General features: G+C 71.7%; 14 protein-coding genes. 9 read left to right on the forward strand and 5 right to left on the reverse strand.

All coding sequences use genetic code 11. From position 1 onward, the window contains the following. The 9 genes from ABZ656_RS49940 to ABZ656_RS49980 all read left to right on the forward strand — a co-directional run. On the forward strand, positions 1-183 hold a 183-nt coding region (locus ABZ656_RS49940; RefSeq protein WP_360278204.1), incomplete at its 5' end, for a hypothetical protein. Positions 184-2,692: 2,509 nt separating this feature from the next. Next, complete coding sequence (locus ABZ656_RS49945) at positions 2,693-3,025, forward strand: hypothetical protein (RefSeq protein ID WP_360278207.1); 333 nt, start codon at positions 2,693-2,695, stop codon at positions 3,023-3,025. A 42-nt stretch (positions 3,026-3,067) separates the two neighbouring features. Next, a complete protein-coding gene (locus tag ABZ656_RS49950; RefSeq protein WP_054235291.1) occupies positions 3,068-3,493 on the forward strand; it encodes a phage tail protein in 426 nt (141 codons plus the stop codon). Positions 3,494-3,508: 15 nt separating this feature from the next. After that, positions 3,509-4,237, forward strand: coding sequence for a LysM peptidoglycan-binding domain-containing protein (locus tag ABZ656_RS49955; protein ID WP_101406878.1), 729 nt, complete (start codon positions 3,509-3,511; stop codon positions 4,235-4,237). Next, on the forward strand, positions 4,237-6,153 hold the full coding sequence (locus tag ABZ656_RS49960) for a VgrG-related protein (RefSeq protein ID WP_360278211.1): 1,917 nt from the start codon (positions 4,237-4,239) through the stop codon (positions 6,151-6,153). The genes ABZ656_RS49955 and ABZ656_RS49960 overlap by 1 nt, the downstream gene beginning before the upstream one ends. Positions 6,154-6,193: 40 nt before the next feature. Then, positions 6,194-6,634: a GPW/gp25 family protein gene (locus ABZ656_RS49965; protein ID WP_075029396.1), complete on the forward strand. Its 441-nt coding sequence runs from the start codon at positions 6,194-6,196 to the stop codon at positions 6,632-6,634. Further along, on the forward strand, positions 6,634-8,592 hold the full coding sequence (locus tag ABZ656_RS49970) for a putative baseplate assembly protein (RefSeq protein ID WP_360278214.1): 1,959 nt from the start codon (positions 6,634-6,636) through the stop codon (positions 8,590-8,592). Before ABZ656_RS49965 ends, ABZ656_RS49970 begins: the two co-directional genes overlap by 1 nt. Then, positions 8,589-9,146: a phage tail protein gene (locus ABZ656_RS49975; protein ID WP_060901264.1), complete on the forward strand. Its 558-nt coding sequence runs from the start codon at positions 8,589-8,591 to the stop codon at positions 9,144-9,146. Before ABZ656_RS49970 ends, ABZ656_RS49975 begins: the two co-directional genes overlap by 4 nt. Further along, positions 9,143-10,636, forward strand: coding sequence for a zinc ribbon domain-containing protein (locus tag ABZ656_RS49980; RefSeq protein WP_360278218.1), 1,494 nt, complete (start codon positions 9,143-9,145; stop codon positions 10,634-10,636). The genes ABZ656_RS49975 and ABZ656_RS49980 overlap by 4 nt, the downstream gene beginning before the upstream one ends. 507 nt (positions 10,637-11,143) lie before the next feature. On the opposite strand, the gene ABZ656_RS49985 is transcribed toward ABZ656_RS49980, so the two are convergent. The 5 genes from ABZ656_RS49985 to ABZ656_RS50005 all read right to left on the reverse strand — a co-directional run. After that, positions 11,144-12,358 carry an SPFH domain-containing protein gene (locus ABZ656_RS49985; protein ID WP_360278221.1) on the reverse strand — a complete coding sequence of 405 codons (1,215 nt, stop codon included), beginning with the start codon at positions 12,356-12,358 and terminating at the stop codon, positions 11,144-11,146. A gap of 11 nt (positions 12,359-12,369) precedes the next feature. Continuing rightward, positions 12,370-12,621: a hypothetical protein gene (locus ABZ656_RS49990; RefSeq protein WP_101406882.1), complete on the reverse strand. Its 252-nt coding sequence runs from the start codon at positions 12,619-12,621 to the stop codon at positions 12,370-12,372. 109 nt (positions 12,622-12,730) lie between these two features. Continuing rightward, the gene (locus ABZ656_RS49995) at positions 12,731-13,612 is read right to left on the reverse strand and encodes a hypothetical protein (RefSeq protein WP_360278224.1); all 882 of its coding nucleotides are present in this window, start codon (positions 13,610-13,612) and stop codon (positions 12,731-12,733) included. Positions 13,613-13,745: 133 nt separating this feature from the next. Beyond that, positions 13,746-14,696 (reverse strand): ROK family protein, encoded by a 951-nt coding sequence (locus ABZ656_RS50000; protein WP_101406884.1) that lies wholly within the window; start codon positions 14,694-14,696, stop codon positions 13,746-13,748. Further along, positions 14,693-15,189, reverse strand: a 497-nt coding sequence (locus ABZ656_RS50005) for an ABC transporter ATP-binding protein (RefSeq protein ID WP_360278229.1), incomplete at its 5' end; no start/stop codon positions are given. The genes ABZ656_RS50005 and ABZ656_RS50000, both read right to left, overlap by 4 nt.

Here is a 15,189-nt window from a genome sequence, read left to right on the forward strand (position 1 = left end):
GACCAAGGCACCGGCGAGGCCCGCCGTACAGCGCCGGGCTCTGCCGGCGATGAAGCCGTCCGCGCCGTTGCCGTCCGCGCCGTTGCCGTCCGTACCTCAGCAGTCCGTACCGCAGCAGTCCGTACCGCAGCCGCCGTCGGCGCCCGCCGCAACCGTCCCGGCCACCGGTGGCGGCGGCAATGACGGTGCCAGTGGTAGTGGTGATAGCGGCACTGACAGTGGTAGTGGCGGAACGTCGGCCGGTTCTGCCGCTTCGGTGGGCGCTTCCCGGAGATCGGACACTGCTCCCCGGGCATCGGCTCCCGCCGCCACGCTCCCGGGTGCCGGGACACCGGCTGCCTCCGCCGGCCCGGTCGTGCCTCCCGTCTCCGTATCGCGATCGCGCGACGGTTCTGCCTCCGGGTCCGATCTTCCGGTCCAGCGGAGTACGCGGAGTACGTCGGGTGTTTCCGGACGTACGGGGCTGGGGGCGCCGTCCGTCGGTGACGAGCCGTCGGCCGGGGCATCCGTACCGGCGCCTCTCCTTCCGGCGGCACCGAGCGCTCCTGTGGCTCCGGTGACACCTGTGACTCCGGGCGGCAGCCCTGCTGCGGGTTCGCCGCGTCGACGCTCGGGGTTGGGCGCGCCCTTGTCCGTGCCGCCTTCGAACGCGACGCCGGTACAACGTCCGGCGCAGCGCGCGGTGCAGCGCACGACGGGAGCCCCAACGGCACGACCGGGCGCGCCCGGCGGTGCGACGACTCCGTCCGGGACGACGTCTCCCAGGACGCTGTCCCCCGGACCAGGGATGGCACCGGGGATGACACCTTCGGGATCGTCGTCATCAGGTGCGGCACCGTCTCGACCGGAGTCTCCCCGGCCGGGAGCCCCGTCCGGGGACCTGCCTGTTCAGCGTGCGGTGTCTTCCCCGGCTCCGGCTCCGGCTCCGGCAGGTTCCGCCGCGTCAGGTACGGCCACGGTGGGCGGCCCCGTCGTACAGCGTGCCGTCGTGGCGGAACCTCGCGCTCAGGAACGTACGGGTGCGGTGGAGGGATCAAGTCCCTCGTCCCTGGCCGTCTCAGGGCGCACGGCAGACAGCCCGGCGGGCAGTGGGCCCGTCGTTCCCCGGCAGGACGGTGGCGGGGAACCAGTCGCTCCCGCCTCCCCGCCGTCGCCGCGTCCACCGGTGCGCGCGCTCGCTCCCGCCCGCGCACTGACCTCGCTGCTGCCCTCCACGCCTCCTGCCGTCGCCGTACAGCGCCGTACCGCTCCCGCGGCCGTACCGCTGCGGCGCGCCACACCAGCCGACAACGGCCGGAGCGGGTCCCGTTCCGGCGGCTCCGGCGGTGGCTCTGCGAGTCACCCGTCGGCGCGGCGTGCCGACGGGGCTGGGTCGGCAGGAGCAGTCGGCCCACCAGGGGGCACGTCCATCGCCCCCGGTGGAGCCGTAGCCGGATCGGCCCCGGCCCCGGCCCCGGCCGTACAGCGTTCCTCGGCAGCCGGGGCCCTTCCCGTGCCTGGCGGCAGTCTCGTACCCCGGCCGATACGCCGATCGTCTGAGGCACCGGGAACGGCACCTTCGTCGACCAGGGTGCCCGGGTCGCCCGGTGGCGCCGGTGCCGTGGTGCAGCGGGCGGTGTCGCAACCGTCGGTCGGCGGGTCAGTCGCCGGTGCCCACGGCGGTCCGGCAGCGCGCGGCCCCGAGGCCCCCGGCGCGGGTGCTCCGGTCCTCCGGCGCCTCGCCACCGTCCCCTTTGCTCAACCCGGCACCGTTGCGAGCGGCCCATCGGCGCGACGCCGTTCGGCCTCCGCAGGACCTACGAAGCCGTCGACGCCGAGCTCACCGACGGCAACCGTCCCTGCAGTCCAGCGCGTTGCCTCCTCGACGCCCTCGACTCCCCCGGCACCGCAGCCCCGTGCGAGTGCGTCACCGGCAACACCCACCGGTGCCCCGGGACCGCTCGCCGCTCACGCATCTGCTCCTGCTCCTGCTCCTGCTCCTGCTCCTGCTCCTGCTCCTGCTCCTGCTCCTGCTCCAGCACATCCCGGCATCGCCCGTACGAATGTCGCCGGGCCCGCCGTGCCCCCCGCGCCCCTCGTGCAGCGCTCGGCAGTTCGGCAGCCCGAGACCTCGACACCCGCACCCCAACCCCAGGTGCCCGCGCAGACGCACCGCGCTCCTCGCTCCTACGCCACGACCCCACGCCGTCTCGGTCTCGGTGCCCCCGTCGTCCAGCGAGTCACCTCCGAGCCCGTTCCGCCGCGGCAGGCACCCGACACACCCGCTGTTCAACGCTCGACGGCTCACCACACCCCGGCGCACTCGCTGCCCGCCGGAGGCGTTTCCCCGGGGCTCACGCCCCCCGCGACGCACAGCGCCACTCCCGTCGTACAGCGTTCATCCGCTCCGGCCACGCCCACGCCTCGACCGTCGGGCGGGCTCCACCTTCCGGCAGAGCCGGCGCGACCGACGCAACCCACGAACTCGACGGCCCCAGCGCCCGCGACGAATTCCGCGAGCCACACCCCCCGAGCGACCGTCCCCCTCAAGGCAGCCCCCGCCGCCCCACCCGTATCCCTGCCGGTACAGCGCTCCTCCACCGCCTCCCCCGTACCTCCCGCACCTCCCGTACTTCCCGTACTTCCCGTACTTCCCGTACTTCCCGTACTTCCCGCACCCGCCACCATCGCACCCGCACCCACCACCACCGCCGTGCCCCCAGCCCTCCCCTCGGTCCAGCGGGTCGTCAACCCGATGTCCCCTCCCGCGTACTCACCCGCCTCGCCTCCGACACCACCGCCGCCGAGCGGCCCCCCGCCCCCGTACTCCGCGACCGAGCCGCCCCACCGGCCGCTGCCCTCGCACGCCGAGCGCGAAGAGGCTCCGCCCACGTACACCCCCGTCGATTTCGATCCCCGGTCTCTGACCCAGGGCCAGATCGATGAGCTGACACACAAGTTGGCCGGGCCGATCACCCGCTTGCTGCGGACCGAACTCCGCCTCGAACGGGAGCGGATCGGCAAGTTGCGCGATCCCCGTCGCTGACCTCCACCACCCGTACGACACCCCAAGAAAGGCCGATCTCCGATGGCCACCGATCGAGACCCGGGCTCCACCATCTTCTTCACCCTGACCATCGACGGCGAGAGCCTCGGTTACTTCAACGGGTGTGAAGGACTCTCGTCGCAGGTGGAGATCGAGCAGCGCCAGGAGGGCGGCAACAACGGGTTCGTGTGGCAGCTTCCGTCCCGCGTGACCTTCTCCAACATCCGGCTGACCCGCCCGCTGACGCCGGACACCGCGAAGGTCGCGGCCTGGGTGTCCTCCGTGACCACGGGGGTCAAGCGGCCGACCGCGCAGATCGCCGCATTGCGCGCGGACGGCTCGGAGGTGGCCCGCTGGGGTCTGCTCGACGTGCTCCCGGTCAGTTGGCAGGGGCCCTCCCTGGACCCGGCCAGCCCGGCCGTGGCCACGGAGGTGCTGGAAATCACCCACCACGGGTTCACGGACTAGGGAACGGCGAAGAACATGGCAGGCAAGTCAGGAAAGGGCGGCGCGGGCAAGAGTCTTGTGAGGGCCACGCTGGCCATTCACGAGCCGCCCATCGGTCGCAGCACCACTCCGGGTGGGTTGATCAAGACGTTCAACTTCGACTTCAACCCCTCGACGCTCTCGCTGAGCCGTCGCGCCCGTTGGAAGACCACCCCGACCGCAGCCGTGCGGGACGGTTCCCTCCCGGAGTTCATGGGACCCGAGCCCCGTGAGTTGACCGTCGAGATCTTCCTCGATTCGTCCGACGACCCGACCAGCAATTCGGTGCTGAAGAAGGTCGAGGCGCTGTTCTCCTGCTGCGAGGTGACGACGAAGAGCATCGCGGCGAAGCAGCCGTCCACGCCGTGGGTGGTGTTCCAGTGGGGGTCGTTCTCGACCGCACGGTTCACGGCGTACGTCAGCTCGGTGGACGCCAGTTACTCCCTGTTCGGCACGACGGGCGTGCCGATCCGCGCCACCTGTCAGGTGCATCTGCACGAGATTCCCAGCAAGACCAAGGGGCAGAACCCGACGTCGGGCGCGCTCACCGCGCAGCGTGTGCACCGGGTCGTCGCCGGCGACTCGCTGCAGTCGTTGGCGTGGCGGGAGTACGGGAACGCGGCGGCCTGGCGGGCGATCGCCGAGGCGAACGGCATCGACGACCCGAACCGGCTGTCGAACGGCACCGAGCTCGTGCTGCCCGCCGCCGAAGAGGTGGGTTTCTGATGGTCCAGCCTTCGTACTCCAACGTCGTCCACGTGACCGTGGACGGCAGTCCGGTCCCGGAGAAGATCGCCTCCGACCTCGTCGGCTGCTGGGTCGACCTCGGGGCGGGGGTGCCGGCCGCGTTCCGGCTGACCTTCCGCGACCCGGACCGGCTGGTGCTCGGCGAACTCGGCATCCAGTGCGGCACCCCGGTGACACTCGCGCCGGTCGCCGACGGCCAGGGCGCAGGCTCCCCGCTGCTGACCGGCGAGGTGACCGGCATGGAGACCGACTACGACGGCACCGGCACCTTCACCGTCATCCGCGGCTACGACATGGGCCACCGTCTGATGCGCCAGCGCAGAGTGGCCGCGTACCGCAATCAGACGGCCGCGGACATCGCGAAGAAGCTGGCCACCATGAACGGCATTCCGATCGGCATGGGGAAGGGCGGCATCAAGCCCACCACGACGGTCTACGAGTTCATCAGCCAGGCCAACGTGACCGACTGGGACTTCCTCGCCCGGCTCGCCGACGAGAACGACGTGGTCATGTCGCTGGACTCCGAGGGGAAGTTCCAGTTCGCCAAGGCCGACCCGGCCTCCACCGCGCCGCCGACCAGCATGCCGGGCGACAAGAGCCCCTTCGTCCTGCAGGGCGGCGTCGACGTACTGCGCTGCCGGGCCGCGGTCACCTCCGCCGACCAGGTCGCCAAGACCGAGGCGCGCGGCTGGAACGTCACGACGAAGAAGAAGCTCACCGCCATGTCGCCCGCCACGTCCAACGACGGCTTCGCCATCGGCACCACCCCGCAGAAGACGGCGAAGAAGTTCAAGACCGCCAAGCTGGTCGAGACCGACACACCCTTCGACCGCCTGGCCGAGGTGAAGGTCGCCGCCAAGGCCCTCGCCGATGATGTGACCTCCTCCTTCGCAGAGCTGGAGGTCATGGTGTTCGGCAACCCCAAGCTGCGGCCCGGTGTTCCGGTCACGCTGACCGACGTGGGCAAGCCGTTCGAGGGCAAGTACACGGTGACGTCCGTGCGGCACGTCTTCGGCTATGACGAGCACTACCAGACCTGGATCACCGTCAGCGGCCGCCAGTGGCGCTCTCTGTACGGCCTCACGTCCGGCGGGGGCACGGCCACCGCGCCGAAGCTGCCGAGCGTGGCCAACGCCCTGGTGACGAATGTGCAGGACCCGCTGAAGCAGGGCCGGGTCAAGCTCCAGTTCCCCTGGCTGGACGACGCGTACGAGAGCGACTGGACGCGGACCGTGCAGCTCGGCGGTAAGGGCGGCGGAGGGGTGTTCCCGTTCGACGTCAACGACGAGGTGCTGGTGGCCTTCGACCGCGGTGCCCTGGACCACCCGTTCGTCATCGGGGGCCTCTACAACGGCAAGGACAAGCCGACCGTGGTCAGTGACGTACCACTGCACGACGGGCTGAAGAAGCAGGCGATCCGGCACACCCTGTCCGACCGGAAGGGCAACCGGGTGGACCTGCTCAGCCAGCAGACCGGTGCCCGCAAGCAGGGGGTGCGGATCGCCTCCGGCAACGACAAGCTGATCATCAATCTCGATCGCACGAAGACCGAGATCACCGTGGACAGCAAGGGGTCCGTCACCATCAAGGGCAGCCGGTCGGTGTCGGTCGAGGCCGGCACCGATCTCACCCTGAGCGCGCGCCGAAGGCTGACCATCAAGAGCGGCGGCCCGCTCGACATCGAGGGCCGCGGGCTGGTCAACCTCAAGTCGCTCGGCGGTGCGGTCACCGTCGACGCGATGGGGGCGCTCAGCCTCAAGGCGGTGGGCGCCGCGACGCTCACCGCCGGCGGCAGCGTGCAGGTCAACTCCATCGCGAATGTGGGCATTCGGGCCATCACGCTCGCCCTGCAGGGCGTGGTGCTGGTCAACAACAAGCCGTATCCGCTGCCGTGACGGCCGGAACGTTCTTCAGGAGTAGGCGGGTGGCCCTCTGATGGCCGAACAGTTCGTTGGATCCGGCTGGGCGTTCCCCATGCGCATCGGTCCCACCGGTGGCATCGCCATGGTCAGCGGGGAGCGGGAGATCGAGGAGGCCATCCGGCTGGTGCTGGCCACCGCGCCGGGCGAGCGGCCGATGCGGCCCGAGTTCGGCTGTGCCATCCACGACCTGGTGTTCGCGCCGGTCAACGAGGCGACGGCGGGCCGGATCCAGCACGAGGTGTACACCACCCTCGACCGCTGGGAGCCACGGATCGAGGTCAACGACGTCGAGGTGACGGCGGGTCCCGACCAGGGCGTGCTCTTCATCGACGTGCGCTATTCGATCCGCGGCACCAACAACCCGCGCAGCCTGGTCTTTCCGTTCTACGTCATCCCATCCCACGAGGAGCCCGACGCCCCCGGCGCGGGCAACTCCCTTGAAAGCGACCGCTGATGGCACTGCCCTCCCCGAACCTCGACGACCGCCGCTTCCAGCAGTTCGTCGACGACGCCAAGCGCTACATCCAGCAGCGCGCCCCCGAATGGACCGACCACAACGTGTCGGACCCCGGCGTCACCCTCGTGGAAACGGTCGCCCACATGGCCGACCAGATCGTCTACCGGCTCAACCGTGTCCCCGAGAAGAACCACCTGGCATTCCTCGACCTCGTCGGCATCACGCTGTTCCCGCCCTCGGCCGCCCGTACGGACCTCACGTTCTGGCTGTCCGCACCGCACGAGGAGCCCATCGTGCTGCCCGTGGGAACCGAGGCCGCCACCGTGCGCACCGAGAACGAGGAGGCCGTCGTCTTCGCGACCGAACGCGAACTGACGGTGGTTCCCTGCTCGTTGCGTCGTCTCGCCGTGCAGCAGAGCGGTGGCGCGGTCACCGACCGGACCGCCGATCTCGCCGAGGGCAAGGACGTGCTGTGTTTCGCGGAGTCACCGAACCCCGGTGACTGCATGCTCCTCGGTCTCACCTCCGCCGTACCGCACTGCGCGCTGGGCCTGGAGCTCGACAGCCGGGTCGACGGTGTCGGTGTCGATCCGCGCCAGCCGCCGCTGGTCTGGGAGGCGTGGACCGAGGACGGCTGGGCCGCCTGTGAGGTGGACCGGGACGGCACCGGCGGCCTGAACCGGCCCGGTGAGGTGGTCCTGCACGTCCCGGGCGGGCACACGCTGTCGCGCACCGGAGGTCACGAGGCGGGCTGGCTGCGCTGCCGGGTCACCGAACCGCTGTCCGACCAGCCCTTCTACACCACGTCTCCGACCATCCGGTCCGCCGACGCGTTCACCCTCGGCGGGACCACCTCGGCCGTCCACGCCGAGACCGTCCAGGACGAGGCGCTCGGCGAGTCCACCGGTCTGCCCGGGCAGCGGCTGCGGCTCGCCCACTTCCCCGTCGTGGGCGACACCCCGCCGGTGCTGTTGCAGACCGCCGAGCGCGACGGCTGGGTCGACTGGGACGTCGTCCCGCACTTCGCCGCGTCCGGCCCCACCGACCGGCACAACACCCTGGACGCGGCGACCGGCGAGATCGCCTTCGGGCCCGCCGTCCGCGAAGCCGACGGCACGATGCGCCAGTACGGGACGGTGGCGCCCAAGGGGGCCGTGATCCGCGCCCGCCGCTACCGCACCGGTGGCGGCCGGGCCGGGAACGTCGCCCGGGGCGCCGTCCAGGTGCTGCGCAGCTCGGTGCCGTACGTGGCCGACGTCGTCAACCGGGAGGCCGCCCGGGGCGGCGTCGAAGGGGAGACGGTCGAGGAGGCGAAGACCCGGGCGCCGATCACGCTGCGCGCCCAGGAGCGGGCCGTGACCCTGCGCGACTACGAGGAACTGGCCCGGCGCGCCGCCCCCGAGACGGCCCGTATCACCTGCCTGGAGGGCGAGGAGGGCGAGCACGGCGCCTACGCGGTCCGTGTCCTGGTCGTCCCGCAGGCCGTGCCCGACCCCGGCGGACGTCTGCGCTTCGAGCAACTCGTCCCCGGCGACGCCCTGTTGCAGCGCATCACGCGGCACCTCGACGAGCGCCGGCTGATCGGCACCCGGCTCGCGGTCGGCCCGCCCTTCTACCAGGGCGTCACCGTCGTCGCCACCGTGCATGCCTTCCGCGGGGTCGACACCGACCGGGTGCGCCGCCAGGCCCACGACGCGCTCTACCGTCATCTGGACCCGCTCACCGGCGGCGCGGACGGCACCGGCTGGCCGTTCGGCCGGCCCGTGCAGGCGGGCGAGGTCTTCGCGGTGCTGCAACGCGTGCCCGGCGTCGAACTCGTCGACGCCGTGCAGCTCCACCCCGCCGACCCGCTGACCGGCAAGCGCGGCGACCCGACCGACCGGATCGACCTGGAAGCCCCCTCGCTGGTGTTCTCCTTCGACCACCGGGTCCGCGTCATCGGAGACGGCTCATGAGGGGCTCCATCGACGGTCTGGAGTCCTCGGCGCCGATCGGCGGCATGCTCCCCGCGGTCTTCGCCGACGACGACCTGGCGCTGCGTTTCGTCGCGGGGCTTGACGAGGTGGTCGCGCCGATCCTGCTGGCCCTCGACTGTCTGCACACCTACTTCGACCCGGCGCTCGCACCGGCCGACTTCGCCCGCTGGCTGGGCACCTGGGTCGGCGCCGAGGTCGACGGCACGGAACCGGACGCGCGGCTGCGCGCGGCCGTCGCCGCCGCCGCGTACCTGCATCGCGTACGAGGCACCCGCCGCGGCCTGTCCGAAGCGGTACGCCTCGCCTTCGGTGTCGAGCCGGAGATCACCGAGAGCGGCGCCGCCGCCTGGGACCCGCGTCCGCTCGGCCCGGTCCCCGGCGACCGCCGCCCCCGCCTGCACGTCACGCTGCGGCTGCCCGAGCCGACCCCGGCGGACGAGTACCGGCTGGAGAACCTCGTTGCGGCCGCCCGTCCCGCCCACATGCCATACACGGTCCAGGTGACCGCCGCCGAAAGGATCCCCGAGAAATGACCACCCAGACCCCAGGCACCGGCCCCGGGCGTGCCCCGGCCTGTGCCGAGTGCGGCACCCGGGCGGAGCCCGGCCAGTCCTTCTGCGACGCCTGCGGCGCGGTGCTCGACTGGGCCGGGGACCCGGCTCCGGCGGGGGTCGCGGCCCGGACCCGTCGTCCCGCGGCCGCCGCCGACGAGGCGGCGCCGACGGCCGGCGACCAAGGCTCCCGGGCGGCGGGATCCGCCGGGTCGGCCGAGAGCGAGCCGGGCTGGGACGCGTTCGCACGACCGGGCGCCGGTACGGGAACGGCTCGTACGGCGCACGACACGGCGGGCTCCATCGCGGAGGCGGACACCGTGGGCGCCGACAGGGCGGGCACCGCGCGACCCGCACGCGACCCGCACGAGGACGACGCCGTCGACAGTGGACCGGACGCGTCGGCCCCCAGTGCGCCGGTATCCGGTGACGCGGCGAATCCGAGCCCGATCAGCGACGACACCGCGCGTCCCCACCCGGCCCCCGTCGCCTCCCACGGCTCCGTACCGGCCGCTCCCGCGCGGCCGGACGAGACCGCGGCCACCGAGCCCCTGCCCTCCGCCGCCCCCGACCGGGACTCCGCTGCCGAGCGGGCCAGGTCCCTGCTGGTGCCGGTGGCGGACCCGGAACCGCGGGTCGCGCCGTCGGTTGCGCCCGTGCTGCCCGGCCGCCCCGCGGCGAGCCGCCCACAGGTCCGTACCCCGGTCGCGGAGCCCGGTGCGGACGGGGGCGTGCCCTGCCCCTGGTGCGCCACCCCCAACCGGCCGGACCGGCACTTCTGCGGGCGTTGCGCGCTGTCCATGGCCGGGGAACGGCAGGCGCCGGGCCGCCTGCCCTGGTGGCGTCGGGTGCTCAACTCCCGTAACGGTGAGGTGCCGTGGGCCGGGGACCGGCCGCGACTGCGGCGGGGCTTCGGACGCGTCATGAACTGGGTGGTCGGCGCGGTGGTGCTCGGCCTGCTGGTGTTCGCCGTGATGAACACCGGTACGGCCGTGCAGGCGGTGAAGGACCACTTCGCCAAGCGGGTTCCGGTCGGCCCGGACCACGTGAAGGCGTCCCGTTCCTTCGGCGGCCATGGCGCGGGGCTCGCCTTCGACAAGCTCAACAACACCTGGTGGGGACCCGGCGTCTCGCAGTCCGGGGACGGCGAGTGGCTCGAGGCCAGCTTCGAGCAGCCCACCCGGCTGCTGGACGTGATCATCACCGCGGGCACCTCCGCCCGCCCGGACCAGCTCACGAAGTCGGCGCTGCCGCACCGTATCGAGGCCCGGATCACCACGGCGAACGGCAGGACGAGCACCCGCTTCCTCACCCTCGACCAGGTTGCGGGCGGTCAGCAGCGTAAGTTCCGCGTGGGTGATGTCACGTCGGTCCGTTTCATCATCCGCTCGGCCTACGGCACCGCCGCGGACAAGCAGGTCTCCATAGCCGAGATCGAGTTGTTCGGTCCGTCGAGCGCCAACGACTCGTAGGGACACCGACGGTTCATGGGGAAGGTGCCATTCCTTGGTCGGGTGGTTCCGGTTCTGGCCGAACTGGGAGGATGAGTCCCGCGGTACCGCCGCGGCCTTACCGTAGAGGGAAGGCACCAGACCCGAGGAGAAGCGCCACCTGTGCACGACGCACCGATCTACGCCCAACTGATCTCCGAACGAGGGGACATACCTCTGCAGGTCCGCAACGAGGCCCGCAGGATCCAGCGCGAACTCGAATGGATCCTCAACAGGGATCCCTCGTCGGGCGGTCTCCTCCCGAGACCACCCGGCGCTCCGGTCCCCGGCCCTCGCGCTCTGCCCCCGTCTCTTCCTCCCGGGAACAGCTCCACCGGATGGCTTTCCTGACGGGACGCCAATAACCGGTGTATCGCTCGGGTGGGAGCGTGCCGCCGTCCCCAGGGAACGGCGGCCGCTTCACTCCGTCACTCGTCCACCGCCGCACCGACATGGGCGCCCGCGCCGTCGCGGTACGGGGACTTCCGGTCAGGTCGTCGAGGACGGGCCGCCCTCCGGCTCGTTCCCGTCCCTGTCCTGTTCCGGGGTCCGCCGGTAGCTCTGGAGCTCCAGCAGCCCTTCCGTCTTCTCCGAACGCCCCCCGGACTTCTGGTCGCCCGCGTTCTGGCCGCTCAGGTTCTGGCGGACCGAGTCCAGGATCGTCAGGCCCTGGGCGACCAGCCCCGCGGCGATCTCACCCAGACCGTCCGCACCGTTCAGGACGTTGACGTTGGCGCCGGCGAGACCGCCCGCGGCCTCCTTCACGATCAGCGGGAGCTGGTCGATCAGCATCCGGTCGAGCGCCACGCGGTCGTGCGAGGCGGCGGCCTCGGCCTGGATCTTCATGCGTTCCGCGTCGGCGATGGCGAGCACCTTGATCCGCTCCGCCTCGGCCTCGGCCGGCTTGACGATCTCGGCGACGAGCTGCTGCTGACGCAACTGGGCAGCCCGCTGCGCCAGTTCGGTCTGCGCGGCGAGCACCTCCTGCTGCGCGTGCGCCTGCGCCAGCGGTCCGGCCTGAGCGGCCTGCGCCTGCGCGCGGTCCACCTCGGCCGAGTACTCCGCCTTGACGACCGCGGTCTGCCGGGCGTACTCGGCCTGGTTGCGCGCGGCCACCTGCTCCGCCTCCACGGACGCCTGGGTCGCCTGGGCCTGCGCGATCTGGGCCTGCCGCTGGATGGCGGCCTTGTGCGGTGCGGACATGGCCTCGATGTAACCGACGTCGCCGTCGTCGATCGACTGGATCTGCAACGAGTCCACGATCAGGCCGATCTTGGCCATCTCGACCTTCGAGGTGTCCAGGACCTCCGCGGCGAGCTTCTGCCGCTCGGTGACGATCTCCTCGACGGTCATCGAGCCGATGATGGCGCGCAGATGACCGGCGAAGATCCGGCCGGTCAGCACCGACATCTGGTCCTGGTCGGACAGGAACCGCTGACCGGCGTTGATGATGCTCTCGTGGTCGTTGCCGACCTTGAACGCGATCACGGCGCGGACGTGCAACGCGATGCCCTGCCGGGTCACACAGGTCTCGGTGACCTCGGCCTCGCACATCGACAAAGTGAGGAAGCGGGTCTTGCGAAAGACGGGGAGCACGAACTTTCCGTGCCCCGTCACCACCCGGAACGGCGCGCCCCCCAGTCCCCGCCTGCCTCCCGAGATCAGCATCGCCTCGTCGGGAGCGGGAACGCGGTAACCGAACATCCTGTTTCTCCTTAACCGGCGTCGACGGAGTCGCCGTCCAACGCGTCCAGCGGATCGGCCCAGCGGATGACGTCGACTTCACGGCATCCCCGGGATTCGACCACGAGCACGGTCGCCCCCACGGGCAGGGGCTCCTGCGACCAGGCGAGGAAGGTCTCGGATCCGCCTCTGACCCGCACAAGGATCTCGCCGGGACCGGCGGTTCCCCGTGTGCCGATGAGCAGCTCCCCGGTACAGCCGATCACGGCCTCGTCCTGCACCACTGTCGGCCGCCTCCCCGTTTTTTCTGGTTCTGCTTCCGACCTTAGACCTCCCCCACCTCGGACGCCTACGCTCCCGTCGCTGCCGGTGTCACGCCGCGGGTACGGACGCTCAGCTCTTGGTGAACCGGTAGGTCTTGCTGTCGGTCAGGACGCAGAAACCGGGCGACACGACGATCACACGCAGTGTGCCGGTGCGCCGGTCGTAGTCGATGCCCTCGGCCTCGAAGGTGCCCGAGCAGGAGCTGCGCAGCGGGAGCTGACGCAGGGCGGTGACATGGCCCGTCACGTCGCCGCTGCCACTCGGGGCGGCGTTCAGGTCGATCTGCAGCAGTGGCTTGGTGATGCCGAAGAGGGTGCCCGCCGGGTCGTCGGAGGAGCACAGCAGCTGGGTCGCGGTGACGAAGTCGCAGCCCTGGACGTCACGGACGGCGTGGTCGAGGTTGATGGTGGAGGCCTGCGGGAGGTTGGCCGAGGGGGAGGTGCTCGCGTTCACGCCGGGGGTCGGGAAGACCAGCAGCCGGGTCATCGTGCCCCACTCCCCCGACACCATCCACTGGCCGTCCGGAGAGATGGTGTCGAAGGAGTTGTTCAGCGCCTCGCCGGGGCTCAGCGCGTGGACGTACTCCGACCAGGCGCCGCCGGGCGCCTGCACCCGGAACATCTTGGAGCTGCCGGAGTCGCTCTGGTACGGCTCGACGTAGTAGCCGTTGTAGGAGGCGTCCGGGTCGCCGACGTGGTTCCAGCCGCGGCTGCTGACGCCGATCGGGATGGTGCCGATCCCGGTGTAGTGGTTGGGGCTGCCGGCCGGAACCTCGACCGAGGTCAGGCCCTGGCTCTCGGTCAGCGGGTCGGCACGGTCCGAGCCCACCTCGGTCCAGGTGTCGGCGGCCGCGGCGGGCGTGGTGACGGAGACGGACAGCACGGCGGCCGTGGCGAGGGTGACGAGTCCGGCCAGGACGGTGTGACAACGTTGCCGGGAGGGCTTGCGCATGAGGTGCTCCTCGGTGGGGGGTGCTGGTTTCGGCGCACAGTCTGACCCGTCAACTGCAGTCATGTACAGACCAATGGAGGAGCGTTGGCCGTCAACTCACCAACCGGCCAACGGCAGTTACCCACCCCGCCCTCTACACCCTTGTCACCGCCTCGAGTTCCGTCCGCGCCCGGGCCGCCGCGCCGATCGCCACCGGATGGCTCCCCAGCCGTGCCCGTACGACCCTGATCGGCTGTCCGCTGACCGGTGGCTCGGCGGTGAGCGCGGCGCCGATCGACGGTTCGAGGAGGTCCCAGGCCCGGCTGACCCCGCCGCCGATCACGAAGGTCGTGACGTCGACCAGGCCCGCCGTGATCAGGATCGCGCGGGCGACGCCCGCCCCCGCGGACTCGTAGACGGCGAGCGCGTCGGGGTCACCGTCCACCGCTGCCTCGGCGACGGCCCGGGCGGTCAGGGAACGCCCCGTCCGCTCGCCGTAGCGCGCCGCGAGGGAGCGGCCGGAGGCGAGCGTCTCCAGGTGGCCACGGCCGCCGCAGGTGCACGGCAGGTCGCCGAAGCCGGGGAGGTGGCCGATCTCGCCCGCAGCCCCGTGCGCCCCCTCGAACAGCGCGCCGTCCAGCCACAGCGCGCCCCCGACCCCGGTGCCGAGCGTCATCCCGAGTACGGAGGGCTCACCCGCGACGGCTCCCTTCGCGACCTCGCCGCGCAGGAAGGCGTTGACGTCGTTGTCGAGGAAGGCCGGTACGCCGAGCGCGTCCTCGACCGTCGCCGTCACCGGGAACCCGGCCCAGGAGCGGAAGGAGTCGCTCGCCACGAGGATGCGGCCGGCCCGGCTGTCGACGACACCTGCCGCACCGACGCCGACGCCCAGCAGCCGCGCGGCCACGCGGGCGCGGAGCAGTTCCAGGGCGGCGAGCGCGGCGCGGACCATCGCCCGTCCGCCCTCGGCCGCCGGGGTCGGCACCTCCACGGAGTCCAGGACGGTGAGGTCGGCCGCGCAGAGCACGACCTGGGTGGTCGTACCGCCGATGTCGACACCGGCGTACGCCTCGGGCGTCGGGGGGCGGCTCCCGGATGCGGTCACGCCGTGACCCCCGTGGCGGCCCGCCGTTCCGCGCGCCTACGGCGTTGCAGTACCGGGTCCGGCACGGGCACGGCGGCGATGAGTCGTCGCGTGTAGTCCGTGCGCGGATGCAGGAGCGTGGTCGCGGTACTGCCCTCCTCCTCGATGTGCCCGGCCCGCAGGACGACCACGTGCTGAGCGAATTGCTGTACGACGGCGAGGTCGTGGGACACGAACAGACAGGCGAACCCCAGCTCGCCCTGGAGCCCCGCGATCACCTCAAGGACCGACTGCTGCACGCTCACGTCGAGCGCGCTCGTCGGCTCGTCCGCGACCAGCAGCCGCGGCTCAAGGACCAGCGCCCGGGCGAGACTCACCCGCTGCCGCTGGCCACCGGACAACTCGCGCGGACCCCGGTGAGCGCCAGCATCGGGAGCTTCTCGTTGATACCGGCTGGCTGTTTCTCCTGAATGCCTGCGTTCAGTACGACCGGGGCCAGCGAGAGGCCGCCAAC

Source organism: Streptomyces sp. NPDC007095 (assembly GCF_040634475.1).
Classification (GTDB): domain Bacteria; phylum Actinomycetota; class Actinomycetes; order Streptomycetales; family Streptomycetaceae; genus Streptomyces.

Excerpts from the sequence above, each read along its gene's own strand:
- ABZ656_RS49970 (WP_360278214.1), top strand. The coding sequence starts at position 6,634 with ATGGCACTGCCCTCCCCGAACCTCGACGACCGCCGCTTCCAGCAGTTC.
- ABZ656_RS49960 (WP_360278211.1), top strand. The coding sequence starts at position 4,237 with ATGGTCCAGCCTTCGTACTCCAACGTCGTCCACGTGACCGTGGACGGC.
- ABZ656_RS49955 (WP_101406878.1), top strand. The coding sequence starts at position 3,509 with ATGGCAGGCAAGTCAGGAAAGGGCGGCGCGGGCAAGAGTCTTGTGAGG.
- ABZ656_RS49950 (WP_054235291.1), top strand. The coding sequence starts at position 3,068 with ATGGCCACCGATCGAGACCCGGGCTCCACCATCTTCTTCACCCTGACC.
- ABZ656_RS49980 (WP_360278218.1), top strand. The coding sequence starts at position 9,143 with ATGACCACCCAGACCCCAGGCACCGGCCCCGGGCGTGCCCCGGCCTGT.
- ABZ656_RS49995 (WP_360278224.1), bottom strand. The coding sequence starts at position 13,612 with ATGCGCAAGCCCTCCCGGCAACGTTGTCACACCGTCCTGGCCGGACTC.
- ABZ656_RS49965 (WP_075029396.1), top strand. The coding sequence starts at position 6,194 with ATGGCCGAACAGTTCGTTGGATCCGGCTGGGCGTTCCCCATGCGCATC.
- ABZ656_RS49985 (WP_360278221.1), bottom strand. The coding sequence starts at position 12,358 with ATGTTCGGTTACCGCGTTCCCGCTCCCGACGAGGCGATGCTGATCTCG.
- ABZ656_RS49975 (WP_060901264.1), top strand. The coding sequence starts at position 8,589 with ATGAGGGGCTCCATCGACGGTCTGGAGTCCTCGGCGCCGATCGGCGGC.